General features: G+C 60.3%; 28 protein-coding genes and 1 tRNA gene. 16 read left to right on the top strand and 13 right to left on the bottom strand.

Going from position 1 to position 26,625, the window contains the following annotated elements; translation table 11 throughout:
• Positions 1-171: 171 nt before the first annotated feature.
• Entirely contained in the window at positions 172-612 is a 441-nt protein-coding gene (locus AC07Y2_RS05710) for a hypothetical protein (RefSeq protein ID WP_103385596.1), read from the bottom strand.
• Here AC07Y2_RS05710 and AC07Y2_RS05705 point away from each other — a divergent pair.
• Entirely contained in the window at positions 611-1,066 is a 456-nt protein-coding gene (locus AC07Y2_RS05705; protein WP_007952520.1) for a tRNA (cytidine(34)-2'-O)-methyltransferase, read from the top strand. The two genes, AC07Y2_RS05710 and AC07Y2_RS05705, sit on opposite strands and share 2 nt — an antisense overlap.
• Before the next feature lie 192 nt (positions 1,067-1,258).
• Here AC07Y2_RS05705 and secB read toward each other — a convergent pair whose 3' ends face one another.
• Genes secB through AC07Y2_RS05690 form a run of 3 tightly spaced genes read right to left on the bottom strand, consistent with a single transcriptional unit; the run spans position 1,259 to position 2,467 of the window.
• Positions 1,259-1,744 (bottom strand): protein-export chaperone SecB, encoded by a 486-nt coding sequence (gene secB / locus AC07Y2_RS05700; RefSeq protein ID WP_039764689.1) that lies wholly within the window; start codon positions 1,742-1,744, stop codon positions 1,259-1,261.
• 53 nt (positions 1,745-1,797) lie between these two features.
• Positions 1,798-2,052, bottom strand: coding sequence for a glutaredoxin 3 (gene grxC / locus AC07Y2_RS05695; RefSeq protein ID WP_039764687.1), 255 nt, complete (start codon positions 2,050-2,052; stop codon positions 1,798-1,800).
• 1 nt (position 2,053) lies between these two features.
• Complete coding sequence (locus AC07Y2_RS05690; RefSeq protein ID WP_007952524.1) at positions 2,054-2,467, bottom strand: rhodanese-like domain-containing protein; 414 nt, start codon at positions 2,465-2,467, stop codon at positions 2,054-2,056.
• 152 nt (positions 2,468-2,619) lie between these two features.
• Here AC07Y2_RS05690 and gpmI point away from each other — a divergent pair, with 152 nt between their 5' ends.
• From gpmI to AC07Y2_RS05665, 5 genes are all read left to right on the top strand, one after another.
• Entirely contained in the window at positions 2,620-4,146 is a 1,527-nt protein-coding gene (gene gpmI / locus AC07Y2_RS05685; protein ID WP_039764684.1) for a 2,3-bisphosphoglycerate-independent phosphoglycerate mutase, read from the top strand.
• A gap of 136 nt (positions 4,147-4,282) precedes the next feature.
• On the top strand, positions 4,283-5,569 hold the full coding sequence (locus AC07Y2_RS05680; RefSeq protein WP_039764683.1) for a murein hydrolase activator EnvC family protein: 1,287 nt from the start codon (positions 4,283-4,285) through the stop codon (positions 5,567-5,569).
• A gap of 31 nt (positions 5,570-5,600) precedes the next feature.
• Positions 5,601-6,920, top strand: coding sequence for a S41 family peptidase (locus tag AC07Y2_RS05675; RefSeq protein ID WP_011332024.1), 1,320 nt, complete (start codon positions 5,601-5,603; stop codon positions 6,918-6,920).
• A 2-nt stretch (positions 6,921-6,922) separates the two neighbouring features.
• Positions 6,923-7,699, top strand: a complete 777-nt coding sequence (locus AC07Y2_RS05670) for a divergent polysaccharide deacetylase family protein (protein WP_039764681.1) — start codon at positions 6,923-6,925, stop codon at positions 7,697-7,699.
• Positions 7,700-7,815: 116 nt separating this feature from the next.
• Entirely contained in the window at positions 7,816-9,189 is a 1,374-nt protein-coding gene (locus AC07Y2_RS05665) for a Vps62-related protein (RefSeq protein WP_103385595.1), read from the top strand.
• On the opposite strand, the gene AC07Y2_RS05660 is transcribed toward AC07Y2_RS05665, so the two are convergent.
• Positions 9,170-9,925 carry a substrate-binding periplasmic protein gene (locus tag AC07Y2_RS05660; RefSeq protein WP_103385594.1) on the bottom strand — a complete coding sequence of 252 codons (756 nt, stop codon included), beginning with the start codon at positions 9,923-9,925 and terminating at the stop codon, positions 9,170-9,172. The two genes, AC07Y2_RS05665 and AC07Y2_RS05660, sit on opposite strands and share 20 nt — an antisense overlap.
• Before the next feature lie 214 nt (positions 9,926-10,139).
• On the opposite strand from AC07Y2_RS05660, the gene AC07Y2_RS05655 reads away from it, so the two are divergent.
• Complete coding sequence (locus tag AC07Y2_RS05655; RefSeq protein WP_103385593.1) at positions 10,140-11,606, top strand: trypsin-like serine peptidase; 1,467 nt, start codon at positions 10,140-10,142, stop codon at positions 11,604-11,606.
• Positions 11,607-11,657: 51 nt separating this feature from the next.
• Here AC07Y2_RS05655 and hisF read toward each other — a convergent pair whose 3' ends face one another.
• From hisF to AC07Y2_RS05625, 6 genes are all read right to left on the bottom strand, one after another.
• The gene (hisF, locus tag AC07Y2_RS05650) at positions 11,658-12,428 is read right to left on the bottom strand and encodes an imidazole glycerol phosphate synthase subunit HisF (protein ID WP_007897430.1); all 771 of its coding nucleotides are present in this window, start codon (positions 12,426-12,428) and stop codon (positions 11,658-11,660) included.
• 9 nt (positions 12,429-12,437) lie between these two features.
• The gene (gene hisA, locus AC07Y2_RS05645; RefSeq protein ID WP_056787231.1) at positions 12,438-13,175 is read right to left on the bottom strand and encodes a 1-(5-phosphoribosyl)-5-[(5-phosphoribosylamino)methylideneamino]imidazole-4-carboxamide isomerase; all 738 of its coding nucleotides are present in this window, start codon (positions 13,173-13,175) and stop codon (positions 12,438-12,440) included.
• 102 nt (positions 13,176-13,277) lie between these two features.
• The gene (locus AC07Y2_RS05640) at positions 13,278-13,538 is read right to left on the bottom strand and encodes a DUF2164 domain-containing protein (RefSeq protein WP_025110933.1); all 261 of its coding nucleotides are present in this window, start codon (positions 13,536-13,538) and stop codon (positions 13,278-13,280) included.
• Entirely contained in the window at positions 13,539-14,177 is a 639-nt protein-coding gene (gene hisH / locus AC07Y2_RS05635) for an imidazole glycerol phosphate synthase subunit HisH (RefSeq protein WP_007952546.1), read from the bottom strand. It abuts the gene before it with no gap.
• Entirely contained in the window at positions 14,177-14,770 is a 594-nt protein-coding gene (gene hisB, locus AC07Y2_RS05630) for an imidazoleglycerol-phosphate dehydratase HisB (protein WP_039764670.1), read from the bottom strand. The genes hisH and hisB overlap by 1 nt, the downstream gene beginning before the upstream one ends.
• A gap of 271 nt (positions 14,771-15,041) precedes the next feature.
• Positions 15,042-16,706: an OFA family MFS transporter gene (locus tag AC07Y2_RS05625; protein ID WP_039764668.1), complete on the bottom strand. Its 1,665-nt coding sequence runs from the start codon at positions 16,704-16,706 to the stop codon at positions 15,042-15,044.
• A 354-nt stretch (positions 16,707-17,060) separates the two neighbouring features.
• Here AC07Y2_RS05625 and AC07Y2_RS05620 point away from each other — a divergent pair, with 354 nt between their 5' ends.
• The 5 genes from AC07Y2_RS05620 to AC07Y2_RS05600 all read left to right on the top strand — a co-directional run bounded on the left by AC07Y2_RS05620 (position 17,061) and on the right by AC07Y2_RS05600 (position 21,274).
• Positions 17,061-19,286 (top strand): AsmA family protein, encoded by a 2,226-nt coding sequence (locus tag AC07Y2_RS05620; RefSeq protein WP_039764667.1) that lies wholly within the window; start codon positions 17,061-17,063, stop codon positions 19,284-19,286.
• Positions 19,283-20,350, top strand: coding sequence for an A/G-specific adenine glycosylase (mutY, locus tag AC07Y2_RS05615; protein WP_039764665.1), 1,068 nt, complete (start codon positions 19,283-19,285; stop codon positions 20,348-20,350). The genes AC07Y2_RS05620 and mutY overlap by 4 nt, the downstream gene beginning before the upstream one ends.
• Positions 20,347-20,619: an oxidative damage protection protein gene (locus AC07Y2_RS05610; RefSeq protein ID WP_007952551.1), complete on the top strand. Its 273-nt coding sequence runs from the start codon at positions 20,347-20,349 to the stop codon at positions 20,617-20,619. Before mutY ends, AC07Y2_RS05610 begins: the two co-directional genes overlap by 4 nt.
• Positions 20,620-20,723: 104 nt before the next feature.
• Positions 20,724-20,799, top strand: a tRNA-Phe gene (locus AC07Y2_RS05605).
• A 136-nt stretch (positions 20,800-20,935) separates the two neighbouring features.
• Positions 20,936-21,274: a hypothetical protein gene (locus tag AC07Y2_RS05600; RefSeq protein ID WP_039764663.1), complete on the top strand. Its 339-nt coding sequence runs from the start codon at positions 20,936-20,938 to the stop codon at positions 21,272-21,274.
• Here AC07Y2_RS05600 and AC07Y2_RS05595 read toward each other — a convergent pair.
• Positions 21,271-21,720, bottom strand: a complete 450-nt coding sequence (locus AC07Y2_RS05595; RefSeq protein WP_039764662.1) for a hypothetical protein — start codon at positions 21,718-21,720, stop codon at positions 21,271-21,273. The two genes, AC07Y2_RS05600 and AC07Y2_RS05595, sit on opposite strands and share 4 nt — an antisense overlap.
• A gap of 263 nt (positions 21,721-21,983) precedes the next feature.
• Here AC07Y2_RS05595 and AC07Y2_RS05590 point away from each other — a divergent pair, with 263 nt between their 5' ends.
• Genes AC07Y2_RS05590 through AC07Y2_RS05580 form a run of 3 tightly spaced genes read left to right on the top strand, consistent with a single transcriptional unit; the run spans position 21,984 to position 23,827 of the window.
• A complete protein-coding gene (locus AC07Y2_RS05590) occupies positions 21,984-22,934 on the top strand; it encodes an alpha/beta hydrolase family protein (protein WP_103385592.1) in 951 nt (316 codons plus the stop codon).
• Positions 22,935-22,954: 20 nt separating this feature from the next.
• Positions 22,955-23,368, top strand: coding sequence for a hypothetical protein (locus AC07Y2_RS05585; RefSeq protein WP_103385591.1), 414 nt, complete (start codon positions 22,955-22,957; stop codon positions 23,366-23,368).
• A 6-nt stretch (positions 23,369-23,374) separates the two neighbouring features.
• Complete coding sequence (locus AC07Y2_RS05580; RefSeq protein ID WP_039764661.1) at positions 23,375-23,827, top strand: hypothetical protein; 453 nt, start codon at positions 23,375-23,377, stop codon at positions 23,825-23,827.
• 70 nt (positions 23,828-23,897) lie between these two features.
• Here AC07Y2_RS05580 and gabP read toward each other — a convergent pair whose 3' ends face one another.
• On the bottom strand, positions 23,898-25,289 hold the full coding sequence (gene gabP / locus AC07Y2_RS05575) for a GABA permease (protein WP_039764660.1): 1,392 nt from the start codon (positions 25,287-25,289) through the stop codon (positions 23,898-23,900).
• A 552-nt stretch (positions 25,290-25,841) separates the two neighbouring features.
• On the opposite strand from gabP, the gene AC07Y2_RS05570 reads away from it, so the two are divergent.
• Entirely contained in the window at positions 25,842-26,615 is a 774-nt protein-coding gene (locus AC07Y2_RS05570) for an ABC transporter ATP-binding protein (protein ID WP_007897462.1), read from the top strand.
• The last annotated feature ends 10 nt before the right edge of the window (positions 26,616-26,625 follow it).

Raw genomic sequence — 26,625 nt, 5'->3', positions numbered from 1 at the left:
TACAGGCAGGCCGGGGATTCCCCTCTTTACACCGGACTCATCGAGTCCACCCTTTTGGGGCCCTTGATACAGGCAGGTCAGGGGTTCCTTCTTTACACCGGCTCAGAACGCGATGCGATGAGCCCGCCCGTTTCGGGAACCTTGGTACAGGCAGGCCGGGGATTCCCTCTTTTATTGCTCCCGGAGATGGATCTCCAGCCGCCAGCGGTCATCGACCGCCTGGCCGGCCCAGTCGCCCTGCAGCGGCCGCGCCGCAACCAGCGTCAGCAACAATCCACCGTCACTCAAGCGCGTCCGCCAGTTCACGTCCTTGCCGTTGAACTTGAGCCGGCCTTTCTGCGCCTGGCCTTCGGCCTCGAACAACAGCGCAACGCTGCCATCGACGATCTCGCCATGCAGCTTCGGCTCGTTGTTGAACCAGACCGCCAGACCGCCATCGATCACCTCGACCTGCTGCAAAACGGTCGGGTCAGGCGTGGTCAAACGGCCGATCATCATCCCGACCATCACACCGACGATCGCCAGTGAGGCCATCACCCGCGGGAATAGTTTCGAACGCGGATCCGCTTGCGGCGTAGAATGCGCGTCATCTTTACCTTCGGAGCCGTGCATGTTTCACGTCATCCTTTTTCAACCGGAAATTCCGCCGAACACCGGCAACGTTATCAGGCTGTGCGCCAACAGCGGCTGCCACCTGCATTTGATCGAACCGCTGGGTTTCGAGATGGACGACAAGCGCTTGCGCCGCGCCGGTCTCGACTACCACGAGTATGCCACCTTGCAGCGCCATGCCGACCTCGCCAGTTGCCTCGAAAGCCTCGGTCATCCACGGCTGTTCGCCTTCACCACCAAGGGTTCGCGGCCGTTTCACGATGCCGCGTTCGTCCCCGGCGATGCGTTCATCTTCGGCCCGGAAAGCCGTGGCCTGCCGCCGGAAGTGCTCGACGCCCTGCCCGGCGAACAGCGCTTGCGCCTGCCGATGCGCGAAGGCTGCCGAAGCCTGAACCTGTCCAATACCGTGGCAGTGGCCGTTTATGAAGCGTGGCGGCAGAACGACTTCAAATAACACCGCCCAAGAAGACACCGCTGATCGTTCCCACGCTCTGCGTGGGAATGCCTCTGGGGACGCTCCGCGTCCAGTGACGCGGAGCGTCACGGGCTGCATTCCCACGCGGAGCGTGGGAACGATCAGCACAGGAACGATCAGCCAAGAAAAAAGCGCCTGTAACGGCGCTTTTTTCGGTGTTGCATCGACCGCTTACTGAACAGTCGGAGTTTCGCCGGATTCCTGCATGCGCTGCAGCTCTTGCGCGTACAGGGCGTCGAAGTTCACCGGGGCCAGCATCAGGGCCGGGAACGAACCGCGGGTCACCAGGCTGTCCAGGGTTTCGCGCGCGTACGGGAACAGGATGTTCGGGCAGAACGCACCCAGGGTGTGGCTCATGGAAGCCGCGTCCAGGTTCTTGATCAGGAAGATACCGGCCTGTTGCACTTCAGCGATGAAGGCCACTTCTTCACCGTTTTTCACGGTGACGGACAGGGTCAGCACGACTTCGTAGAAATCACCTTCCAGGGCTTTCTGGCGGGTGTTCAGATCCAGAGAGACCGCCGGATCCCACTGCTGGCGGAAGATCGCCGGGCTTTTCGGGGCTTCGAAGGACAGGTCGCGTACGTAGATGCGCTGCAAGGAGAATTGCGGTGCGGTTTCTTCTTCGCTGGCTGCAGTGTTCTGTTGGTCAGTCATCTCAGATCCTTTCTGATCTTGGGTCTTTTAGGGTTCTTTACGTGTGCAGCAGGTCAGGCCTTGAGCAGCGCGTCGAGCTTGCCGGCGCGCTCCAGGGCATACAAATCATCACATCCGCCGACGTGGGTATCGCCGATCCAGATTTGCGGCACGGACGTGCGTCCGGCCTTCTGGGCCATGGCGGCGCGCACCTGCGGCTTGCCATCGACCTTGATCTCTTCGAAGGCCACGCCTTTGTTCGCGAGCAGGTACTTGGCGCGCGAGCAGTAAGGGCAGTAATCGCTGGAGTAGACGATGACGTTGCTCATGTCACTTCACCAACGGCAGGTTGTCGCCTTTCCAGCTGGAAATCCCGCCGGACAGCTTGGCAGCGGTAAAGCCGGCCTTCATCAGCTCGCGGGCGTGGGTGCCGGCGGTCTGGCCCAGCGCGTCGACCAGAATGATGGTCTTGGCCTTGTGTTTTTCCAGCTCGCCGATGCGGGCGGCCAGTTTGTCCTGGGGAATGTTCACCGCGCCAACGATGTGACCGGCGGCGTAGTCCTTGCTCGGACGGATGTCCACCACCACGCCGGCTTCCTTGTTGACCAGTGCGGTCAGCTCGCCCGTGCTCAGGCTTTTACCGCCGCCCTGCACCGTATGCGCCAGCAGCAAAGCCAGCAGTACGACGAAGATACCGACAAGAATGTAGTGGTTAGTGGCAAATTCAATCAGGTGAGCAACCATCGAAGGAGGTTCCAGGGCGTTAAAATGTCGGCCAGTATACACAGCCACTATGGTCGGCCAAACCCCGTCCGGCGGTGACGCCGCCGGAACTTCGCTTTAAACTCCAACTCCCTTTTCCATCGCCCTCTTCTTATTAGCCACGAGTGGATTCCATGACTACCACGCCTAAACCTTTGGTCCTGATGATTCTCGACGGCTTCGGTCACAGCGACAGCCCCGAATCCAACGCCGTCTATGCGGCCAAAAAGCCTGTGCTGGATCGCCTGTGGGCCACCGTGCCGAATGGCTTGATCTCGGGCAGCGGCATGGACGTCGGTCTGCCGGACGGCCAGATGGGCAACTCTGAAGTCGGCCACATGAACCTCGGCGCCGGCCGCGTGGTGTATCAGGACTTCACCCGTGTGACCAAAGCGATCCGCGACGGCGAGTTCTTCGAGAACCCGACCATCTGCGCCGCCGTGGACAAGGCCGTGGCCGCCGGCAAGGCCGTGCACTTCATGGGCCTGCTGTCGGATGGCGGCGTTCACAGCCACCAGGATCACCTGATCGCCATGGCCGAACTGGCCTTCAAGCGCGGCGCCGAAAAGATCTACCTGCACGCCTTCCTCGACGGCCGTGACACGCCGCCGAAAAGCGCCGCCTCGTCGATCGAACTGCTCGATGCGACCTTCCAGGCCCTCGGCAAGGGCCGCATCGCCAGCCTGATCGGCCGCTACTACGCCATGGACCGCGACAACCGCTGGGATCGCGTGGCCCAGGCCTACAATCTGATCGTTGACGGCAAGGGCGAATTCAACGCCGCCACCGCCCAGGAAGGGCTGGAAGCCGCTTACGCCCGTGGCGAGAGCGACGAATTCGTCAAGGCCACCAGCATCGGTGAGCCGGTGAAAGTCGAAGACGGCGATGCCGTGGTGTTCATGAACTTCCGCGCCGACCGCGCCCGCGAGCTGAGCCGCGTGTTTGTCGAAGACGGTTTCCAGGAATTCGAGCGCGCACGCCAGCCAAAAGTGCAGTACGTGGGACTGACCCAGTACGCCGCCAGCATCCCGGCCCCCGCAGCCTTTGCCCCGGGCAGCCTGGAAAACGTGCTCGGCGACTATCTGGCGAAAAACGGCAAGACCCAACTGCGCATCGCCGAAACCGAGAAGTACGCCCACGTGACCTTCTTCTTCTCCGGCGGCCGCGAAGAACCGTTCCCGGGCGAAGAGCGCATCCTGATCCCGTCGCCAAAAGTCGCCACGTATGACTTGCAGCCGGAAATGAGCGCTCCGGAAGTCACTGATCGCATCGTCGAGGCCATCGAGAACCAGCGCTACGACGTGATCGTGGTCAACTACGCCAACGGCGACATGGTCGGCCATAGCGGCGTGTTCGAAGCCGCAGTGAAAGCCGTGGAATGCCTGGACACCTGCGTCGGCCGCATCGTCGAAGCCCTGGAAAAAGTCGGCGGCGAAGCGCTGATCACCGCCGACCACGGCAACGTCGAGCAGATGGCCGACGAATCCACCGGGCAAGCGCATACCGCGCACACCACCGAACCGGTGCCGTTCATCTATGTCGGCAAGCGTGACCTGAAAGTCCGCGAAGGCGGCGTGCTGGCGGACGTGGCGCCAACCATGCTGAAACTGTTGGGCCTGGAAAAACCGGCGGAAATGACTGGCACTTCGATTCTGGTCTGATATCAAAAACGCCCTGTAATCAGCCTGAAACGGCTTTTTATGACGAACGCCTCAAAGCAGTTGGCTTTGAGGCGTTTTTTTTGCCGCGTCGGGCGGGCATACTAGGCCGTCCCTTACCCTGGTGCCGCCCGCCTCTATGCTTCGCGTCCTGATCGCCCTCGCTCTGACATGCCTGCTCCAACCGGCCTTCGCGGATGAGCGCGCGCAAACCCAACAGCAACTGGACGCCACGCGCCAGGACATTGCCGAGCTGAAAAAACTGCTGGGCAAGCTCCAGGAGGAAAAATCCGGGGTACAAAAGGAGCTCAAGGGCACCGAAACCGAGATGGGCAAGCTCGAGAAGCAGGTCGAAGCCCTGCAGAAAGAGCTCAAGAAGAGCGAGTCCGAGCTGCAGCGGCTCGATGCGGAGAAAAAAAAACTCCAGAGCGCGCGCACTGAACAGCAGCGACTGATCGCCATCCAGGCCCGCGCCGCCTACCAGAACGGTCGCCAGGAATACCTCAAACTGCTGCTCAACCAGCAGAATCCCGAGAAATTCGCCCGCACCCTCACCTATTACGACTACCTGAGCCAGGCTCGCCTGGAACAGCTGAAGAGCTTCAACGAAACCTTGCGCCAACTGGCCAATGTCGAAAAGGACATCGGCGTGCAGCAGGCGCAGTTGCTGGCGCAGCAAAGCGATCTCGACACTCGGCGCGAAGCGCTCGACAAGGTCCGCAAGGAGCGCCAGCAGGCCCTTGCCAAGCTCAATGACGACGTGAAAGCCCGAGACCAGAAACTGGCCGCCCGCGAGCAGGATCAGGCAGACCTGTCTAAAGTCCTTAAAACCATTGAAGAAACCCTGGCCCGCCAGGCTCGTGAGGCAGAAGAAGCGCGACAGAAAGCGCTCATCGCCCAGCAGGAAGCCGAAAAAAAGCGCTTGCGTGAGGCCGAGGCGGAAAACTCCGACGCCCCACGCAAACCGGTCAGATCGACACCCGGCGCCCTGGTATCCAGCGGCGGCGAGACCTTCGGTGGCCCTTTTGCATCAAGTCGGGGAAAACTTCCATGGCCGGTTGATGGTCGACTGCTGGCACGCTTCGGCGAAACCCGTGGCGACGATGCCCGCACCAAGTGGGACGGCGTGATGATCAGCGCCTCCGCCGGCAGCCAGGTGCATGCCGTACACGGCGGGCGCGTGGTGTTTGCCGACTGGCTGCGCGGTGCCGGGCTGCTGGTGATTCTCGACCACGGCAACGGTTTTCTGAGTCTTTACGGTCACAACCAGACGCTACTGAAGTCGGCAGGTGACGTGGTAAAAGCCGGTGAGTCCATCTCCACTGTGGGTAACAGTGGCGGCCAGGACACACCAGCGCTGTATTTCGCAATTCGTCAGCAGGGTCACCCGAGTGATCCGGCGCAATGGTGCCGTGCGCAAGGATAAGCACGCCATCTAATTCAGGAGTTCGTTCGACATGCTGCATTTGTCCCGCCTTACCTCGCTGGCCCTGACGATCGCCCTGGTGATCGGCGCGCCTCTGGCGTTTGCCGCTCAACCGGCTCCGGCCGTCGCTCCGGCAGGTACTGCCGCGACTTCCAAGGCGCCGTTGCCGCTGGAAGAGCTGCGCACCTTTGCCGAGGTCATGGACCGGATCAAGGCCGCCTATGTCGAACCGGTGGACGACAAGACCCTGCTGGAAAACGCGATCAAGGGCATGCTCAGCAACCTCGATCCGCACTCCGCCTACCTGGGCCCAGAAGACTTCGCCGAGTTGCAGGAAAGCACCAGCGGCGAGTTCGGTGGTCTGGGCATCGAGGTCGGCGCCGAAGACGGCTTCATCAAGGTCGTGTCGCCAATCGACGACACTCCGGCGTCGAAGGCCGGCATCCAGGCCGGCGACTTCATCGTCAAGATCAACGGCGCACCGACTCGCGGCCAGACCATGACCGAAGCCGTGGACAAGATGCGTGGCAAGATCGGCCAGAAGATCACCCTGACCCTGGTGCGCGACGGCGGCACGCCGTTCGACGTGACCCTGGCCCGCGCGGTGATTCAGGTGAAGAGCGTCAAGGCACAGCTGCTCGAATCCGGCTATGGCCTGATCCGCATCACCCAATTCCAGGTCAAGACCGGCGAAGAGGTTTCCAAGGCCCTGGCCAAGCTGCGCAAGGACAACGGCAAGAAGCTCAACGGCATCATCCTCGACCTGCGCAACAACCCGGGTGGTGTGCTGCAGGCAGCGGTGGAAGTGGTCGATCACTTCATCACCAAAGGCCTGATCGTCTACACCAAGGGCCGAATCGCCAATTCCGAACTGCGCTTCTCCGCCACCGGCAAGGACGAAAGCGAAGCGGTGCCGATGGTCGTGCTGATCAACGGTGGCAGCGCTTCGGCCTCGGAAATCGTCGCCGGCGCCCTGCAGGACCAGAAACGCGCCGTGGTCATGGGCACCACCAGTTTCGGCAAGGGCTCGGTGCAGACCGTGCTGCCGCTGAACAACGACCGCGCGCTGAAGATCACCACGGCGCTGTACTTCACACCGAACGGCCGTTCGATCCAGGCCCAGGGCATCGTCCCGGACATCGAAGTGCGCCGCGCCAAGATCACCAACGAGGCGGACAGCGACTACTTCAAGGAAGCCGATCTGCAAGGTCACCTGGGCAACGGCAATGGCGGCGCGGACAAACCGACCGGCTCCGGCGGCAAGGCCAAGGCGATGCCGCAGGATGACGATTACCAGTTGGCCCAGGCCCTGAGCCTGCTCAAAGGCCTGAGCATCACGTCCGGCCGTTGAGGATGTCTTTGCGTTTCCTCTTCGTCCTGCTGTGCTGTCTGGCGGGTGCTGCTCACGCAGAACCTGCCAGACCCACACCTCAAAAAGCCTACCTGACACTGATCATCGACGACCTGGGGCAGAACCTGCCCCGGGATCGCCGGGTGCTGGCCCTGCCCGGGCCTGTCACCACCGCGATCATGCCCGACACCCCGCACGCCACCGAATTCGCCCGCGAAGCCCATCGCGCCGGCAAGGTCGTGATCCTGCACATGCCGATGGACCCGGCCACCGGCCCGTTCGCCTGGCATCCCGAGCTGCCCATCGAAGAACTCGAAAAACGCCTGAATGCCGCGTTCAAAATGGTCCCCTACACCGCCGGCATCAACAACCACATGGGCAGTCGCATGACCGCACAGCCGGTGGCCATGGCGTGGTTGATGGGGGAGTTGCAGCGCCGCCACAAGTTCTTCGTCGACAGCCGCACCAGCGCCCGGACCGTGGCTGCGCAGCAGGCGCAGAAGATCGATCTGGCGAGTGTTTCGCGGGATGTGTTTCTCGATGACGAGCGCACAGAAGCGGCGATCCTGACTCAATTGCAGACAGCGATCAGTCTGGCGCACAAACAGGGTTCGGCCGTGATGATCGGGCACCCTTATCCACAGACGCTGGCAGTGCTGGAGCGGGAACTGCCGAAGTTGAAAGCCCAAGGTATTGAGTGGATCGACATCAAGCAGATGATCAGTGTGCGCAGCAATCGCGCCACGGCCGCGCATGGCAAAGACGGGATTTATCGGTAACAAACCGACACACGCCCATAAATAGTTACCGCCTGGCGCCTGCCCTCTTTCCGGATAGTCAGACCTGCCACAGGTCGCAACTCTTTCGAGTTGCCATTCAATTATCAGGATTGACTATGACTACCAACGACAGTGCTTCATTGCGAGACAGGCCAATGGAGCCGATCAGGCTCGACAACCTGCTGATCAACTTCACCAGCGAATTCAACCGTATCTGGAACAGCAACGGCACACGGGCCAGGCCCGCCACCTTCTGGCGCCCTGCGCCGGCTCCCGATCTTCTGCCGGGATACTTTCCGCTGGGAGACATCCTCGTCCCCAACAACACCTCCATCAACGGCGAAATTGTCGCCGCAGTGGTCTGCGAGGCAACGTTACAAGACCACGGTAACACCAGGGGCAAAGCACTCAGCCGACCCACCGACTTCGAACTTGTCTGGAAAGAATCCGGATCGGGAGCCGCCATGCGCACTTCGATCTGGCGTCCGATTGCGCCGCAAGGCTATGTCGCACTGGGTATGACCTGCTCCAGCGATCACGGCAAACCCTCACTCAACGCCATCCGTTGCGTCAGGGCCGATCTGGTCGTTGCTGCCGACCTCGGCGATCTGCTCTGGGATGACAAAGGCAGTGGTGCAAAGCTGAACTTCAGCGCCTGGAGCATTGATCCCCCGACCGCCGCGGCGGGCGAAATCTGCTTTGCGCCCGGTACCTTTATTGGCGCCCCGAGCCACAACAAACCGACAACCGGCCCTTTCGCGTATGCACTACGGATACCGATTCCGGTTCAAGTCAGCGCACCTGCAGAAGCTCCGGTACTGACTGCACACATCAATCCCGAAAGCGCAGTGGCGAAGGTCACGCAGACTGCCCGCCTGCCGTGGTTTGCAGTCAGCGATCACGCTCAACCCAATGATGGATTTCTCCACTCGCGTTACTACGATCTGAAAAGAACCGACCAATATGTGCTGGTCGGGTACGGCCGAAATACCACGGAGCAGGCTCAGTCGATCAAATGGAAAGCGCCAAGGGCGCAAAATGCAGCGGCCATGCGGCTATTCAATCGCCATACCGCCGTGGAATTCACCAAGGCCTGGCCGGCTGCGATGCCCAGTGATATCCGGGCAACAAAGTTCTCGGCGTGCCTGCCGCGGGATTTCACTCACACCGAAACGTCCTCCAGCGAGTGGAGCGAATCAGGCTCTCGGGTCGTCATCGCCATGGCGGCAAAACTCAAATCGGTCGCGGTGTATCAGATGGAAAGCCACTACGAGCTGGTACGGGAGGATGGCACTGAAGTCACCGTCCCGCTTGGTTACACCGATGACACCCGTCTTGTCATGAGTGAATACCCACCAGAAGCCGTCGAGACAGTAACCCCGATGCCTGTCATGGCGGCAAACCCGTCGACGGAAGCCATCACGAGCGGCGCCGACGTTGTTGCGCAATCGTCGCCGGGCTCGTCGACCGCTACAGATAGCGCCCCATGATTTCGTCGACCACGCCTTCCTTGCGCATCTGATCGAGCGCGGTTTGAAGCTTGGCAACGGCTTCGTCCGGTACGTCCTTGTTCAGTGCCAGATACAACTCGGCGCTGTTGAAGCGCAGTACGGTTTTCAGCCCGGTCACGCCATCCTGCCGCGCCAGATAGCGCCCGGCCGGGTCGCCGGTGGCCCACAGGTCGATCTGGCCGCTGACCAGTTTTCTGGCGTTGTCCTGATCACGCAGCACCAATGCCGGCTTCAACCCCTGCTTGGTCAGGGTCTCGGCAATCGCATCGCCCTTGTAGGCGCCGATCTTGTATTTGCGCGCGTCGTTGAGGGTTTCGAGAGTGATCTTGCTGTCGGCCTTGGCCAGCATGACCCAGTCGTCCGGGCCTATCGGGCCGACCCATTTGAAGAGTTTTTCGCGGTCCGGCAGTCGCGCCATGACGAACGCACCGTAACCGGGATTCTCCAGTGCCAGCTTGTAGACCCGCTCCCAGGGGAAGCGCAGGGTCAGGCTGTAACTGATGCCGGCACGCTTGAACATCTCGCGCACGATATCCGTGGCGATACCGTTGATGTTTTCGTCCTGGGCGAAATTCTTGCCGTTCTTCGCCATGTTGTACGGCGGGAAGTTTTCGGTGAGGAGCACCAGATCGGTGTCGGGACTTTCTTCGGCGTGGCCGGTGTTGATCAACAACACGGAGGCGCTGGCGAGGGCGAGAAGCAGGCGTTTGATCATGTCGGGCTACCGAAATCCATGGCGTGCCCAAGAGTGCCTTGGGTACGCCATGCTGTCTACTGGCGTTATGACTTCATACCGATAAGATCTTCCATACCTGGAAAACCAGGCCTTGGGTAGTACATAACTAACACCGCCCCGCTCTTGATCCCTGGTTTATTGGCGTTACCAGCACCACCGTGGTGTTTTAACCGATAACTCAAGAGCGTTAACGATGTATTCAATCAAATTACTGTTGTTCGCCACATTAGGATTGTTCTGTGCCACCTGCATGGCGACCAATCACGACTACGGCGAAGGCGTTAAGCGTCTGTTACCTGCAATCCCCCTGGATAACCGCGATGGCTCACGCGATCACTGGCAGGGTATCGGTCGCCTGACGACCGCCCACACTTGCACCGCTACCTTGCTTGATACACTGGAAAAAACTGGCGTCCAGCGCCCTCCGGCTTATGTTCTGACTGCTGGCCATTGCATCAACTTGTCCAACGGCCAAATCATGCAAAACCAACCCCTACAAGGAACCATGACGTTCAACTACTTTGACGATGTCGAAAAACATAAAACCTACAACCTGAAAAATGTGAAATGGCGCAGCATGCAAGGTGTCGACATCGCCATCGTCCAACTTGACGTCAGCCTGAAAACACTTATGGAAGATGGTATAAAACCTCTAAAACTGGCCACAGGCACACCAGCCCTGAATTCGGAGGTTCTGGTTGTGGGAGCGCCACAGTATCGAACGCTCGAAATGACAGCTTGTACGCTTAAATCCGCTCCGGACATCATTGAAGGAGATTGGGTGTGGCGTAATAACTTCAAGACTCGCTGCAAGAGTATTAAAGGAGGCGTCTCAGGAGCACCGCTGCTTGATCGCTACACCAATGAAATCATCGGTGTCGTGGGTACTGGTAACGAGCATCCGCCCATAGCTCCTTGCGACCTGAACGAACCCTGTATACCAACGAGAAAAGGTTACTCTGCAATCCAAGGCAATCTTTACGGAAGTCTCGTACCCCACCTGAGAAGTTGCTTCCGATCTGGCTTTCTATTTGAAAACTACTGCGAACTCTATCCGACATTCAATGTAGAAACAGACAAGCCAACCTCCGCCAAATACAAGAAAATCAAGATATCGGAAAGCGGCCATGCCATAGCACCGACTTGGGATTACCGATTCTCGATCGACACAGCGTTCTATCGTCACAAGACAGTACGCGTGGCAAAACAATGCGAAAACCCCTTGCACTATTCCGCCGCGATCAGTTCCGAAAACTCCATCATCAATACCAAGATAGGTTCCAGAACCGGGCGTTATTTCCTTTGCATCATTGGCACAAACTCTTCCAGGTCAGAGTTACCGCCAGGACTCTTACGAAATGCCTTGTCGCTGCCTATCGTTCTGATTGAGGACGAAATCGTTGCGCTTCCTGATCTCAACCTGAAAAAAAGACCCACTTATATTTTGGTGACTTCGGAAGGGGCAAGCAAAATGTACTCCTACAAAGTCGGTCCATCCGACAGCATTGACTGTCAAGCCCCCGATGGATTCAGCCCAAAGTCGGAGTATATGGAAGTCTATCTTCACAAAAAGGATTTGCCTGCCACTCTATGCAGTGTTGCGTATGACCGATCAGATGACAGGTCAGAGGTAAGGGTTGACCAGTTCGACACGCTTTAACTCTCCAGACCTGCATCCCCTTTGAAGCGACTACTCCAAAGGGGATGCTTGCTAGCGCATCACGATGCCGCGATGGGCCATGTAGGCCTTGGCTTCCTGCACGGTGTATTCGCCGAAGTGGAAAATACTCGCCGCCAATACTGCGCTGGCGTGGCCTTCAAGGATGCCGTCCGCCAGATGCTGCAGGTTGCCGACGCCGCCGGAAGCGATCACCGGAATCCCCAGCGCATCGCTAATGGCGCGGGTCACGCCGAGGTCGAAGCCGTTTTTCATGCCGTCCTGATCCATGCTGGTCAGGAGGATTTCACCGGCACCCAGGCCTTCCATTTTCTTCGCCCACTCGACCGCGTCGAGGCCGGTCGGCTTGCGGCCGCCGTGGGTGAAGATCTCCCAGCGCGGGGTTTCGCCCGGGCCCGAAACCTTCTTCGCATCGATGGCGACGACAATGCATTGCGAGCCGAAATGCTGCGCCGCTTCGCCGACAAATTCCGGGTTGAACACGGCAGCGGTGTTGATCGACACCTTGTCCGCACCGGCGTTGAGCAGGTTGCGGATGTCCTGCACGGTACGTACGCCACCGCCGACGGTCAGCGGGATAAACACCTGGCTGGCCATGCGCTCGACGGTGTGCAGCGTGGTGTCACGGCCATCGACACTGGCGGTGATGTCGAGAAAGGTAATCTCGTCGGCACCCTGCTCGTCGTAGCGACGGGCGATTTCCACCGGGTCGCCGGCGTCACGGATGTTCTCGAACTTCACACCTTTGACGACCCGGCCGTTGTCCACGTCCAGGCAAGGGATGATACGTTTGGCCAGCGCCATGGTCAGTCCTCAGCCTTGGTACGAGTCGCAGAAAGCTTGCGCTTCGGCGACGTCGAGAGTGCCTTCGTAGATCGCCCGGCCGGTGATGGCGCCGATGATGCCCGGTGCCTTGGCATCGAGCAGCGACTTGATGTCACCGAGGTTGTGAATGCCGCCGGAAGCGATCACCGGGATCCTGGTGGCAGCCGCCAGCGCCGCGGTGAACGGTACGTTGCAGCCCTGCATCATGCCGTCTTTGGCGATGTCGGTATAAACGATCGAGGACACGCCGTCGGCTTCGAACTGTTTGGCCAGGTCGATGACCTGCACGGTGCTGATTTCAGCCCAGCCATCGGTGGCGACAAAACCGTCTTTGGCATCCAGACCAACGATGATCTTGCCCGGGAACGCACGGCAGGCTTCAGCGACGAACGCCGGATCCTTCACCGCTTTGGTGCCGATGATCACGTAGCTGACGCCAGCCTTGACGTAGTGCTCGATGGTTTCCAGCGAACGGATGCCGCCGCCGATCTGGATCGGCAGGGTCGGGTAGCGCTTGGCGATCGCGGTCACCACTTCGCCGTTGACCGGCTGGCCTTCGAAAGCGCCGTTCAGGTCGACCAGATGCAGACGACGGCAGCCGCCCTCCACCCACTTGGCAGCCATGCTCACCGGGTCATCGGAGAACACTGTGGAATCTTCCATGCGGCCCTGGCGCAGACGTACGCAGGCACCGTCTTTGAGATCGATAGCGGGAATAATCAGCATGCTTTTTCCTTCGTCAAAAGAGCTGCAAGCTGCAAGCCATAAGCTGCAAGCGCGCACGCGTGTGTACTTCTTGCAGCTTGCAGCTTGAAGCTTGCCGCTGCCCTAATTCTTCTCGAGCGCCCACAGGTCGCTTTCGATGCTTTCAAACCGCTCCTTGAGGTGGGTCTGCACATCGAAAATCGCCCTGTTGTAATAGTGCGGAGCAATTTCGCGGGTAAACAGCTCAAGAATTTCCGCCGCCTCGAACGAACCCAGGTCCAGTTCGAAACGATCCTCCATGAACCGCTGAATCTTGCGGTTGGCCTCGTTCTCCTGCTCGGGAGTAAGGGTCAGGATCGGCGGTTTGGATTTCTTGACGGCCATTTACCAGCGACCGTCCCACGCCGCGAAGTTCTGCAGCAATTGCAGGCCATGGGTATGGCTCTTCTCCGGGTGGAACTGCACGGCGAAACGCGAACCTTCGGCCAGTGCCGCGGCGAAATCGACGCCGTAATGACCGCTGCCGACCACCTGCCGCGGGTTGCCGGCGGCGATGTAGTAGCTGTGCACGAAGTAGAAACGCGCCAGGTCCGGAATGTTGTGCCACAGCGGGTGATCCACCGCCTGCTTCACTTCGTTCCAGCCCATGTGCGGGACTTTCAGGTGCTCGCCGTCTTCATGCAGGTCCTTGCCGAAGAACTTCACCGCGCCCGGGAACAGGCCGATGCAGTCGACGCCGTCGTTTTCTTCGCTGGAGTCGAGCAAGGCTTGCATGCCGACGCAGATGCCGAGGAACGGACGATCCTGGCTGACTTCACGCACCAGCGAGTCGAAACCGAGGCGACGGATCTCCGCCATGCAATCGCGAATCGCACCGACACCGGGGAACACCACGCGGTCGGCTTCGCGGATCACTGCCGCATCGCTGGTGATCAGCACCTTGCCGGCACCGACGTGCTCGAGGGCCTTGGCCACCGAGTGCAGGTTGCCCATGCCGTAGTCGATAACTGCAACCGTCTGCATTACAGGACGCCCTTGGTCGAAGGCATCTGGCCGGCCATGCGCTCGTCCAGCTCGACGGCCATGCGCAGCGCGCGGCCGAAAGCCTTGAACACGGTTTCGATCTGGTGGTGAGTGTTGGTGCCGCGCAGGTTGTCGATGTGCAGGCTGACCAGCGCGTGGTTGACGAAGCCCTGGAAGAATTCCTGGAACAGGTCGACGTCGAAGCCGCCAACGGTGGCGCGGGTGTACGGCACGTGCATCTGCAGACCCGGACGGCCGGAGAAGTCGATCACCACGCGCGACAGCGCTTCATCGAGCGGCACGTAGGCGTGGCCGTAGCGACGGATGCCTTTCTTGTCGCCAATGGCTTGCGCGAAGGCCTGGCCGAGGGTGATACCGACGTCTTCCACCGTATGGTGGTCGTCGATATGCAGATCGCCCTTGCATTGGATATCCAGGTCGATCAGCCCGTGACGGGCGATCTGATCCAGCATGTGCTCAAGAAAAGGAACACCGATATCGAATCGGGCCTTTCCGGTGCCATCAAGGTTGATCGAGGCTTTGATCTGGGTTTCCAGAGTGTCGCGCTCGACAGACGCCTTACGTTCGGCCATCACCAGCTCCGCAAAATCATTGGGCGAAAAAGGCAGCCATTATAGGGGCGCGGGGCCGAAACAGAAACACGATAGGTGGAATGACTGACGGATAGAACCCCGCGCTGTCGGGGATAGACATGTCCATACAAGCGTTCAATGGCACTGATCGCTCCCACGCTCTGCGTGGGAGTGCAGCCCCGGACGCTCTGCGTCCACTTCGAATGTGACGCAGAGCGTCACAGGGAGACATTCCCACGCAGAGCGTGGGAACGATCAGGTGTAAACGAACTTAGTGGAACAGAACCGCCGTCTTCTGCAGGGTCACCCACACACCCCACGCCAACGGAATCCCCACCACCAGCCACGCAGCGATCGCCAACGGCTTGCTGCCCGGCGCGGCTTTCCACTCCAGCACGGTGCTGCCGTCAGCACCCTTGTCGTGGCCCAGCGCCTGTTCGGCAGCCAGTTCGGCGTCGGTCATGAAGTACTTGTCGGCCACCGGGCGTACCAGCAGGTTGCACAGGAAACCCAGCACCAGCAGGCCGGCGAGGATGTACAGGGTGATGTCGTAAGCGGCGGCGCGTTCAACGCCGATGCTCAGCTGATACTCACGCAGGTAGTTCACCAGCACCGGACCCAGCACGCCAGCGGCAGCCCAGGCGGTCAGCAGACGACCGTGGATCGCGCCCACCATCTGCGTACCGAACAGGTCGGCCAGATACGCCGGAACGGTGGCGAAACCACCGCCGTACATCGACAGGATGATGCAGAACGCCGCCACGAAAAGCGCAACGTTGCCCAGGTGACCGAGGTTCGGGATCAGCGCGTACAGCGCAAAACCCAGTGCGAAGAACACGAAGTAAGTGTTCTTGCGGCCCAGGTAGTCCGAGAACGAGGCCCAGAAGAAACGACCACCGATGTTGAACAGGCTCAGCAGACCGGTGAAACCGGCCGCAATTGCAGCGATGGAAGCCAGTTGACCGGCGTCCAGCTGACCGAACGGCAGATCGTTACCCAGCAGCTTGCCACCGAACACTTCCTGCAACAGTGGCGAAGCCATGCCGAGGATGCCGATACCGGCAGACACGTTCAGGCACAGCACCAGCCACACCAGACGGAATTGCGGGGTTTTCCACGCCACATTCACGTGAACGTGACGGTGGGTGATCATCGCGTTCGACGCTTTCTTCGCCGGTGCAGTCCAGCCTTCAGGCTTCCAGCCGGTTGGCGGTACGCGGTAAGCCAGCGCGCCACCGATCATGAACACGAAGTAGATCGCGGCCATGGCCACGAAGCTCTGCCACACGCCGACACCGGTTGGCGAAGCGAAGTGACTCATCAGAGCGGTCGCCAGTGGCGCACCGACCATCGCGCCACCGCCAAAGCCCATGATCGCCATGCCGGTCGCCATGCCGCGCTTGTCCGGGAACCACTTGATCAGGGTCGACACCGGCGAGATATAGCCCAGACCCAGACCGATACCGCCGATCACACCGGAGCCGATCCACATCAGCCAGATCTGGTGGGTATAGATACCCAGCGCAGAAATCAGCAGACCGCCGCACCAGCAAAGTGCCGATACGACACCGGCCTTGCGTGGTCCTGCGTGTTCGAGCCAGCCGCCCCAGATCGCTGCCGAGCAGCCGAGGAAGATGAAGAACAGGGTGTAGATCCAGCCGAGCATGGAGATCGGCCAGTCGCATTGCGACGAGAAGACTTGTGCGATGAAGCTCATGTCCGGTGCGCAAGCCACCGGAGCGGTGACGCCCAGCGCCTTGGACAGCGGCAACCAGAACACCGAGAAGCCGTAGGCCATGCCGATGCACAGGTGAATGGCCAGAGCGGCCGGCGGGACCAGCCAACGGTTGAAACCGGGCTTGGCGATGATGCGTTCCTTGGACAGGAACCCGGGCTGATCGGCTTTGAAGCCGTCCGCCGTAATGGTCGTGCTCATTGTGTATCCCCCAATTATTAGTATGGTTCGCCAGCCACTGCCCACCCCGGCCTTTATGCACGCAGGCATGACCGTTTTTTGCGGGTGAAGCTCCTTGAAAGCGCGACGTTAAGTCGCAGATGGGCGGACGAACGGGCGAAGGTTACCATTTGCACGTGACAGAAAAACCAAACTGATATCACCTTTTTCATGTCATCTGATCTCAGGACGCCCGGGAACCCCGATGCCGATCGTTGTCGAAGCGCTGTATATCGCGGTTCTGCAGCCTTGACGTGGCACCGCAACAGCGCGGGTTGATGCAGCGCTATACTCCCCGGCTAAATTACGAATTCGACTACTTACAAGGACTCGCCCATGAAAGCGTTCGGCAAAATCCTGGGTCTGGTACTTCTCGGGCTGTTGCTGATCATTGTGGCGGCGGGCTTCGCCCTGACCCACCTGTTTGATCCCAACGACTACAAGGACGAGATCCGCCAGATTGCCCGCGACAAGGCCCACATCGAGCTGACGCTCAATGGCGATATCGGCTGGAGCCTGTTCCCGTGGCTCGGCCTGGAACTGCACGAGGCCAGCGTCGCGACCCTGGCCAAGCCTGCAGAACCGTTCGCCGACCTGCAGATGCTCGGCCTGTCCGTGCGCGTGCTGCCGCTGCTGCGCCGTGAGGTGCAAATGAGCGACGTGCGCGTCGAAGGCCTGAACCTGCGTCTGAGCCGTGACAAGAATGGCCATGGCAACTGGGAAGACATCGGCAAGGTGCCGCCCAAGGCTGGCAGCACACCAGCGCCGACCACCACAGCCGAAACCGCACCCGAGGCCCCTGCGCAACCGGAAAAACCGGCCCAGCCGATCCGCCTCGACATCGACAGCCTGACCGTCAACAACGCCCGCGTGGAGTACAACGACGAGCTGACCGGCAAGCAATTCAGCGCTGAAAGCATCCAGCTGAGCACCGGCGCGGTTCACGATTCGACCAACATCCCGGTCAAGGCCACCGCGTTTCTCGGCACCAACCAGCCGGTGCTGCGGGTGCGCACCGAGCTCAACGGCGAGCTGCGTTTCGAGCGCGCCCTGCAACGCTACAAGTTCGAAGACCTGAAGCTGTCCGGCGAAGTCGCCGGCGATCCGCTGCAAGGCAAGACCGTGACCTTCGCCGCCCAAGGGCAATTGTTGCTGGACAAAGCCGCCAACGTCGCCGAATGGACCGGCATCAAGCTTTCGGTCAATCAGCTGCGTGCCCTCGGCGAGCTGAAGGCCAATGACCTGGACAAGACGCCACAGATCACCGGCGGGATTTCCATTGCCCAGTTCGATCTGGCGAAATTCGTCGACAGCATCGGCCAGACCCTGCCAGCCATGGCCGAAGGCAGCCTGAGCAAGGTTGAACTGGTCAGCCGTGTCGCCGCGACGCCGACCAGCCTGGCGCTGGACAACATCAACCTGAAACTTGACGACAGCAGCTTCAGCGGCCGCATCGCCGTCGAGGATTTCGCCAAGCAATCGCTGCGGGCGGTCCTCAAGGCCGACACCTTCAACGTTGACCGTTATCTGCCGCCGAAATCGGAAAAAGCCAACACCGCTACCCAGGTCCGTCAGGCCGAAGTCGCCAGCACCGAGGCCGATGCCATGGCCGGGGCCGGCAGCACCCCGCTGCCGGAAAAACCGAGCAAAAGCGCCTGGAGCACCGAGCGCCTGTTCCCTGTCGAGCGCCTGAGCAAGCTCGACGTCAACGCTGACCTGACCTTCGGCCAGTTGACCCTCGACAAATTGCCGATCCAGAACGCCGCACTGAAAGCCACCGGCCAGGGCGGCCTGCTGACCCTGGAGAACCTGCGCGGCGAGCTGTACAACGGCGACTTCGAAGCCAAGGGCACGCTGGATGTGCGCCAGACAGCACCGGTGCTGAACCTGCAAACCCGGATCAACCGCGTGCCGGTGGAGAAGATCCTCGAAAGCCAGGGCAAGAATCCGCCGGTCAAGGGGCTGGTCAATCTCACCAGCACCGTTACCGGCAGCGGCAATAGCCAACAGGCGCTGATCGAAACCCTCAACGGTAACGCCAGTTTCGTGATCAACAACGGCGTGCTGCTCAACGCCAACCTTGAGCAGCAACTGTGCAAGGGCATCGCCACCCTCAACCGTAAATCCCTGAGCGGTGAGCCGCGCGGCAAGGACACGCCGTTCCAGGAACTCAAGGGCAACCTGACCTTCCGCAACGGGGTGGCCAGCAACCCGGACCTGAAAGTGCGCATCCCCGGCATGAGCGTCAACGGTGACGGCGATATCGACCTCAAGGTGCTGGGCATGGACTATCGCGTCGGCATCATCGTCGAAGGCGACACCAGTGCCATGCCGGACCCGGCCTGTCAGGTCGGCGACAAATTCGTCGGCATCGAATGGCCGCTGCGTTGCCGTGGCCCGCTGGAACTGGGCGCCAAAGCCTGCCGCGTGGACAACGAACGCATGGGCCAGGTCGCGACCAAACTGGCCGGCGACAAGATCAGCGAAAAAATCGACGAAAAACTGGGTGACAAAGTCAGCCCGGAACTGAAAAACGCATTGAAGGGGCTGTTCAAGCGATGAGAGCGGAGCAGTTTTCCACGGCGGTGCTGGAATGGTTCGACCGCCACGGCCGCCATGATTTGCCCTGGCAACAGAACATCAACCCGTACCGGGTGTGGGTGTCCGAGATCATGTTGCAGCAGACCCAGGTCAGCACCGTGCTCAATTACTTCGACCGCTTCATGGCCGCCCTGCCGACGGTCGAAGCCCTCGCCGAGGCGCCGGAAGACGAAGTGCTGCACCTGTGGACCGGGCTGGGTTACTACACCCGCGCGCGCAATCTGCAGAAGACCGCGAAGATCGTCGTCAGCCATTACGGCGGCGAGTTTCCCCGGGATGTCGAGAAGCTCACCGAGCTGCCGGGCATCGGCCTGTCCACTGCTGGCGCGATCGCCAGCATCAGCATGGGCCTGCGCGCGCCGATCCTCGACGGTAACGTCAAACGGGTGCTGGCGCGTTTTACCGCGCAGGAGGGTTACCCCGGCGAGCCGAAGGTCGCCAAGCAACTGTGGGCCAACGCCGAGCGCTTCACGCCGCAGGATCGGGTCAACGCCTACACCCAGGCGATGATGGACCTGGGCGCCACGCTCTGCACCCGCAGCAAACCGAGCTGCCTGCTGTGTCCGCTGAAAAACGGCTGCGAAGCACACATGCTGGGGCTGGAAACGCGCTACCCGATCCCCAAGCCGCGCAAGGCCATCCCGCAGAAACGCACGCTGATGCCGCTGTTGGCCAACGAGGACGGCGCGATTCTGCTTTATCGGCGCCCGTCCAGCGGATTGTGGGGTGGTTTGTGGAGTCTGCCGGAACTCGACGACCTCGACGATCTGCAACACCTCGCCGCGCAGCACTCGCTGGAACTGGGCGAGCAGCAGGCGCTGCCGAGCCTTGTCCACACCTTCAGCCACTTTCAGCTATCCATCGAACCCTGGCTGGTTCAGGTGCAGGAGGCCGGCGGTCACGTGGCCGAGGCCGACTGGCTCTGGTATAACCTCGCCACCCCGCCGCGCCTGGGCCTCGCCGCCCCGGTCAAGACCTTGCTCGAACGCGCGGCCACCGTCTTGAATGCAGGAGAGTCGACATGACCCGCACCGTAATGTGCCGCAAGTATAAAGAACAACTCGAAGGTCTGGAGCGCCCACCGTACCCGGGCGCCAAGGGCCAGGACATTTTCGAACACGTCTCGGCCAAGGCCTGGGCTGACTGGCAGAAACACCAGACCCTGCTGATCAACGAAAAACGCCTGAACATGATGAACGCCGAAGACCGCAAATTTCTTCAGGGCGAAATGGACAAGTACTTCTCCGGCGAGGAATACGCTCAGGCCGAAGGCTACGTTCCGCCCGCAGAGTAAACCCCGCGAAATCGGGGGTCGGATCGTAAGCGACGGAATTAATTTAAGAAATTTTAAAAAAGTGTTTGACGTAAATCCGAAAAACCCTTTTAATGCGCCCCGTTGCCCAGATAGCTCAGTCGGTAGAGCAGGGGATTGAAAATCCCCGTGTCGGCGGTTCGATTCCGTCTCTGGGCACCAAATACCGAAAACCCTGAATCGCAAGATTCAGGGTTTTTTTATGCCTGCGATTTGATCACGGCCCGATTCCGCCCTTCTCGCAGGCCGGAATTGGCGATACGTTGCACAACCCTTACGGAAGAGGGTCATCCCCGCGATGAACCAGAAAAGAACCCGCGTCCCCCTGCCCCATCCTGCGCCACCCGTAAAACGCACCGACTGGCTGATGATCGCTCTCGGCATCGTACTGACCCTCTGCGTAGGCCTGATCACTTATGAAACGGTGAACGGCCTGATTCAGGGACGCATCAGCAACATGGCGCGGGGGAAACACTTCGCCGTGTATTCACAGGCCGAACAGTCCCTCGACTTCTGGTTCACTGTTGCCACGCACTGCCTCTTCGCACTCTTCCTGTCGGGCGCTGCCTGGCTTCTGATCTGGATGGGACGCACCGCGACGGTCACGCCACCCGGGCGTGACCGTCGGCGACGTTAGCTGTTGTCGTTCCAGTGGAACACCAGATTGCGCGCAGCACCGCCGCCTACTTGTGCCACATCCCGACGCGTTTCACCCTTGCGGGTGGCGACGACCGTGTACTTGCCTGGCGGTAACTGAACGTACACCAATGGCCCGGTTTGATTGAGCGTCAGCACGGTTTGACCGGGGGCTTTCTGGATCGCCACGTCGACATCGGCGGTGTATTCGTTTTGCGTACCGACAGCGAACGTCATGTGCAGGTTGTAGCCCGCGGATTGCTGAATGGCTTTCGACTCATCTTCACCAATCCCGCCGGCCAGATAACGAACACCGTTTTGCTCTTGCTGCTGAACCTGCACAGCGGAATTGTTGATCGGCTCCAGACTTTCAGCCTGCGCCATGAGCGGAAACAGTAATATCGCCGCAGCGGCGACGGGCAGCACGAATGAAAGAACGCGTTTCATGAGGACGACTCCCGGGTTCTCGCGGAACCCAATCGTTACCTCTTTTTAGATTTTGTCTTGCGGAGTGGGTTTTAGAACGATTGGGAGTTGCGGTTGATACGAAAAGGACTACAGAAACTCCACCGACGATTCGCGCCGCATTGCGTCTCGAATCAGCGATTGCCTGATCAGCCTGCGAATTGGGTACTCACTGCGTTCCAATTCGTTGCATACCCACCCGCTTGAAGTTCATCCTCGACCCGTCCCCGAAAGTCTGGATCGCCATGAACCTACAAAGCGCGACGCTGCCACTCGGTCAGCTGTCAGCAGAAAGCGAGCCCTTCCAAGAGCCCGCCGCCGACGGCTATCTGCTCGGCGGTTTCACCTGGCGTCACGTCTCACCGGATCCACAACGCCCGGTTGTGATCATCAACGCCGCCACATCCGTGCGTTGCCGCCACTACTCGCGCTTCGCGGCGTATCTGTTCGCCAATGGGTTCGACGTGATCATTTACGACTACCGCGGCATTGGTGAATCGCGGCCAAAGTCGATGAGGCATTTGCAGGCTTCGTGGACGGATTGGGGCGCGCTGGATTTCGAAGCGATGCTCACACGCGCACAGAGGGAGTTTCCCGGTCAGCCGATCGATGTGGTCGGGCACAGCTTCGGCGGCTGCGCAGCAGGCCTGGGGGCGTCCGGGAAGATAATCCGACGACTGGTGACCGTCGGCGCGCAGTTCGCTTACTGGCGCGATTACGCGCCCGAGCATCGCTGGCGGATGTTCGGCAAATGGCATCTGCTGATGCCGCTGGTCACGCTGTTCTGTGGATATTTTCCGGGCAAGCGACTTGGCTGGCTGGAAGACACGCCCGCCGGCGTGGTGCGCGACTGGAGCACACCTGCCGCACGTTATGAGCGGCGTCCGAGCGGTAGAACGATCCGCAACCTGCCCTTCGCCAACGTCCAGGCCAAAGCCCTGGCAATCAGCATCAGCGACGATCCCTACGGCACGATTCCCGCCATCGAACGCCTGCTGGCTTACTTCCACAATGCACAAAAGACCCACCTGCGAATCGAGCCGCAGGACATCGGTGAACAGCAAGTCGGACATTTCGCCTTTTTTCGCAGCGCATACCAAGCCACACTATGGCCCATCGCTCTGACCTGGCTGCAGACCGGCGAACTGGCCTGCGACACACCGGGGCGCGAAATCCCACGCAGCCAAGCCCTTTAACGCACCACGGAACACACACCATGGCTTCCGCCAACAAACAGCAAAAACGCGCCGCCCGGGCCAAGACCAAGGCCAAGCAGAACCGCACTAAACGTGCCGAGGCGCCGGTCGAGCTGGACCCGAACGACGACCGCATCGATTTCGAATCGGTGGACCTGACCGAACTGTTCAAGAAAATGATCGACGCCGAGAAGATCAGTCAGCAGGCCCTGTGCACCGCGTTCCTCGAGGACCCGCTGCTGGAGCTGGTGTACGAGCAGGAAGGCGAAGAAGGCGCGATGGACTTCATCCTCGCCGCGCTGATCGAGTACCGCCAGTGGTCCACCGAGACCGACGAGGCAGGCGCCCTCGCGTGGATCGAGTCGTCGGATTTCCAGAAAGACTATGTGGCCGCGTCCGACGCAATCGCCGCACAAACCCAACAGAAAAACTGAGTTCCCATGGCATCCCTGAACAAACAGCAAAAACGCGCCAAACGAGCCAAGGCCAAAGCCAAGCAGATCCGCATGGTCGGTCGCAAACCCCTGGCGCAGGACGATGACCTCGGCCACCTGGCCGAGCCGATCCCGGAATACACCTTGGCGATGTTCAGCAAGATGCGCGACGCCGAAGCCGTCAGCCGCAATGAAATGCTCCTGACGCTGCTGCGTGAGCTGGCGTTCATCATCGTCGATCATCCTGAACTGCTGGACATGGAAAACGCCGAGAACGAAGGCATGGCCGCCACTCACCTGGCCGCCGACATGCTGATCGACTACCGCATGTGGGCCGATGGCATGGATCGCGAGACCGCCCAGGCGTGGCTGAGCGAACCGCAGTTCATCAGCGATTTCGGGATTGCGCTGGACACCTACGGCCAGTCGGTGGAAGCGCAGGAAGAGAAGAGCGAATAAACCGCTCGCAGTAACAAAAACGGCCGCTTGTCATCACTGACAGCGGCCGTTTTGCGTTACGCGTTGCGGATCAGTTCAAAACTGCCGCACCACGGTTTTCCACCTTGCGACGACGAGCTACCAACAGACCGGTAGCTACGACGACCAGACTCAGCAGGCCGGTCGCGAGGATTTCCACGCGGTGGGCCTCCTGGAACAGCATGATGGTCAGGGCTGCCACGATGAACACGATCACCGCGTAGGTCAGGCCCGGGAACAACCACATGCTGAAGACGATTTTTTCGCCGCGAGCCATGCGTTGTTTACGCATGCGCAGTTGCGAAATCGCGATCACCAGGTACACCAGCAGCGCGATCGCGCCGGAGCTGGCCAACAGAAACTCGAACACCGCCGCCGGGGCCACGTAGTTGGCGAAAGTGCACAGGAACGCCGCGCCAGTGGACAGCATTACCGCCCAGTAAGGGGTGCCGCTTTTGTTGGTGCGGGTCGCCATGGCCGGGGCATCGCCGCGCTTGCCGAGGGAGAACAGCATGCGCGAAGAGGTGTACAGCGCCGAGTTCAGGCAGCTGGTTACAGCGACCAGAACCACGATGTCGACGATCATCTTGGCGTTCGGGATGCCCATGCGCTCAAGTACGGTCTGGTAGGAACCGACGCTGGCCAGAACCGGGTCGTTCCATGGCACCAGGGCCACAACGATGAAGATCGACACGAGGTAGAACAGGCCGATCCGCCAGATCACCGAGTTGGTGGCCTTGGAGATCTGCTTGCCAGGGTTCTTCGATTCCGCGGCCGCAATGGTCACGATCTCGGTACCCATGAAGGAGAACATGGTGGTCAGGATCGCGCCCAGTACCGCGCCCATGCCGTTCGGCAGGAAGCCCTGGGTGTCGAAGATGTGCGACACGCCGCTGACCTGGCTGTTCGGCAGGAAGCCGAAAATGGCCGCAACGCCGAGGATGATGAAACCGATGATCGCCACGACTTTGAGCAGGGCGAACCAGAATTCGAACTCACCGTAATTTTTCACGCTGAACAGGTTGGTCACGGTCAGCAGCATGGTGATGATCAGCGCGAACGCCCAGATATCCACACCCGGGAACCACGCGTGCAGGATGGTTGCGGCGGCGTTGGCTTCCAGCGGAATCACCAAAACCCAGAACCACCAGTACAGCCAGCCGATGGTGAAACCGGCCCAATGGCCAATGGCGCGGTCGGCGTAAGTCGAGAACGAGCCGGTGTCAGGCGAGGCAACCGCCATTTCGCCGAGCATGCGCATCACCAGCACAACCAGCGCGCCAGCAGCGGCGTAAGCCAGCAGAACGGCTGGACCGGCAGCGGCGATGGCGTGGCCGGAGCCGACGAACAGACCTGCACCGATCACCCCGGCGATCGACAGCATGGTCACATGACGCGGTTTGAGCCCCTGTTCGAGGCCATTGGAGCTTTGGGTACTGCTCATTGGAACTACCTTTGCGAGGAAAGCGATTGCGTCCGGCCCGTCTGGCGTTCCTTCTCGTAAAAAGAATCCAACGGGGCGTTCCGGATTCTGCACGCAATAAATGCGCCAAAATGTTTCAAACTCTTCTGCCGTGCGGTTTTCCGCGCGACCGGACAGTCATCGCAAGTCCTTGAGAATAATGGCCTTTCGCCAAAACGTTACCCTGCGACTCACTTTTCAAACGAACGAGCGCACCAGAAACACACTGAAAAAGTGCGGGATGCACAATAAAAGGGCGAATGAGGAACGATCGGCCGGATAGCGCTTCCAACACCCCGCCAAAGGTGGCAACATCGCGCCTTTTTTTACGCGACACCCACGGGAATCAACGTTCAAACACCCGTTCGGTTGTTGATGGGGCGACAGTCTGCTGCGCCGATGCGACAACCTGCCACACGCCATCCGTTTACCGCTCGTAGCGCTGTTGGCTGCCATTGAAACGCTATGCTAGCTTGGCCGCCTCGCCAGGAAGGCCAACCAACAGCAGGAGCGCAACATATATGAGGAACGCACATGGCTGAGGCCACGCCCGCGCTTGAAATCCGCAACTTGCACAAACGCTACGGACAGCTTGAGGTGCTCAAAGGCATCTCGCTGACCGCCCGCGACGGCGATGTGATCTCGATCCTGGGTTCCTCCGGTTCCGGCAAGTCCACGTTCCTGCGTTGCATCAACCTGTTGGAAAACCCGCATCAGGGCCAGATCCTGGTGGCCGGGGAAGAACTCAAGCTCAAGGCCGCCAAGAATGGCGAACTGGTTGCCGCCGACGGCAAGCAGATCAACCGCCTGCGCTCCGAGATTGGTTTTGTGTTTCAAAACTTTAATCTGTGGCCGCACATGAGCGTGCTCGACAACATCATCGAAGCCCCGCGCCGCGTGCTCGGCCAGAGCAAGGCCGAAGCCATCGAAGTCGCCGAAGCGCTGCTGGCCAAGGTCGGCATCGCCGACAAGCGCCACGCCTATCCGGCGCAACTGTCCGGCGGCCAGCAACAGCGCGCGGCGATTGCCCGCACGCTGGCGATGCAGCCCAAGGTGATCCTGTTCGACGAGCCCACCTCCGCCCTTGACCCGGAAATGGTCCAGGAAGTACTTAATGTCATCCGCGCATTGGCCGAAGAAGGCCGCACCATGCTGCTCGTGACCCATGAAATGGGCTTCGCCCGTCAGGTCTCCAGCGAAGTGGTGTTCCTCCACCAGGGCCTGGTAGAAGAGCAAGGATCGCCACAGCAGGTGTTCGAAAACCCGCTTTCGGCGCGCTGCAAACAATTCATGTCCAGCAACCGCTAACGGAGCTACC

The sequence above is a fragment of the Pseudomonas sp. GW456-12-1-14-TSB6 genome (assembly GCF_059424205.1).
Note: the sequence above shows the minus strand (reverse complement) of the source record. Positions and strands in the feature narration are given on the sequence as shown.

Coding starts and splice junctions, on each gene's coding strand:
- AC07Y2_RS05655 (WP_103385593.1), top strand. CDS start 10,140: ATGTATTCAATCAAATTACTGTTGTTCGCCACATTAGGATTGTTCTGT.
- gabP (WP_039764660.1), bottom strand. CDS start 25,289: ATGAGCAGTACCCAAAGCTCCAATGGCCTCGAACAGGGGCTCAAACCG.
- AC07Y2_RS05675 (WP_011332024.1), top strand. CDS start 5,601: ATGCTGCATTTGTCCCGCCTTACCTCGCTGGCCCTGACGATCGCCCTG.
- AC07Y2_RS05590 (WP_103385592.1), top strand. CDS start 21,984: ATGAACCTACAAAGCGCGACGCTGCCACTCGGTCAGCTGTCAGCAGAA.
- grxC (WP_039764687.1), bottom strand. CDS start 2,052: ATGAGCAACGTCATCGTCTACTCCAGCGATTACTGCCCTTACTGCTCG.
- AC07Y2_RS05670 (WP_039764681.1), top strand. CDS start 6,923: ATGTCTTTGCGTTTCCTCTTCGTCCTGCTGTGCTGTCTGGCGGGTGCT.
- AC07Y2_RS05595 (WP_039764662.1), bottom strand. CDS start 21,720: ATGAAACGCGTTCTTTCATTCGTGCTGCCCGTCGCCGCTGCGGCGATA.
- AC07Y2_RS05710 (WP_103385596.1), bottom strand. CDS start 612: ATGCACGGCTCCGAAGGTAAAGATGACGCGCATTCTACGCCGCAAGCG.
- AC07Y2_RS05600 (WP_039764663.1), top strand. CDS start 20,936: ATGAACCAGAAAAGAACCCGCGTCCCCCTGCCCCATCCTGCGCCACCC.
- hisF (WP_007897430.1), bottom strand. CDS start 12,428: ATGGCGCTGGCCAAACGTATCATCCCTTGCCTGGACGTGGACAACGGC.
- hisB (WP_039764670.1), bottom strand. CDS start 14,770: ATGGCCGAACGTAAGGCGTCTGTCGAGCGCGACACTCTGGAAACCCAG.
- AC07Y2_RS05665 (WP_103385595.1), top strand. CDS start 7,816: ATGACTACCAACGACAGTGCTTCATTGCGAGACAGGCCAATGGAGCCG.
- AC07Y2_RS05680 (WP_039764683.1), top strand. CDS start 4,283: ATGCTTCGCGTCCTGATCGCCCTCGCTCTGACATGCCTGCTCCAACCG.
- AC07Y2_RS05620 (WP_039764667.1), top strand. CDS start 17,061: ATGAAAGCGTTCGGCAAAATCCTGGGTCTGGTACTTCTCGGGCTGTTG.
- AC07Y2_RS05625 (WP_039764668.1), bottom strand. CDS start 16,706: ATGAGCACGACCATTACGGCGGACGGCTTCAAAGCCGATCAGCCCGGG.
- AC07Y2_RS05640 (WP_025110933.1), bottom strand. CDS start 13,538: ATGGCCGTCAAGAAATCCAAACCGCCGATCCTGACCCTTACTCCCGAG.
- mutY (WP_039764665.1), top strand. CDS start 19,283: ATGAGAGCGGAGCAGTTTTCCACGGCGGTGCTGGAATGGTTCGACCGC.
- secB (WP_039764689.1), bottom strand. CDS start 1,744: ATGACTGACCAACAGAACACTGCAGCCAGCGAAGAAGAAACCGCACCG.
- AC07Y2_RS05585 (WP_103385591.1), top strand. CDS start 22,955: ATGGCTTCCGCCAACAAACAGCAAAAACGCGCCGCCCGGGCCAAGACC.
- AC07Y2_RS05705 (WP_007952520.1), top strand. CDS start 611: ATGTTTCACGTCATCCTTTTTCAACCGGAAATTCCGCCGAACACCGGC.
- AC07Y2_RS05610 (WP_007952551.1), top strand. CDS start 20,347: ATGACCCGCACCGTAATGTGCCGCAAGTATAAAGAACAACTCGAAGGT.
- gpmI (WP_039764684.1), top strand. CDS start 2,620: ATGACTACCACGCCTAAACCTTTGGTCCTGATGATTCTCGACGGCTTC.
- AC07Y2_RS05570 (WP_007897462.1), top strand. CDS start 25,842: ATGGCTGAGGCCACGCCCGCGCTTGAAATCCGCAACTTGCACAAACGC.
- AC07Y2_RS05690 (WP_007952524.1), bottom strand. CDS start 2,467: ATGGTTGCTCACCTGATTGAATTTGCCACTAACCACTACATTCTTGTC.
- hisA (WP_056787231.1), bottom strand. CDS start 13,175: ATGCTGATTATTCCCGCTATCGATCTCAAAGACGGTGCCTGCGTACGT.
- AC07Y2_RS05660 (WP_103385594.1), bottom strand. CDS start 9,925: ATGATCAAACGCCTGCTTCTCGCCCTCGCCAGCGCCTCCGTGTTGTTG.
- AC07Y2_RS05580 (WP_039764661.1), top strand. CDS start 23,375: ATGGCATCCCTGAACAAACAGCAAAAACGCGCCAAACGAGCCAAGGCC.
- hisH (WP_007952546.1), bottom strand. CDS start 14,177: ATGCAGACGGTTGCAGTTATCGACTACGGCATGGGCAACCTGCACTCG.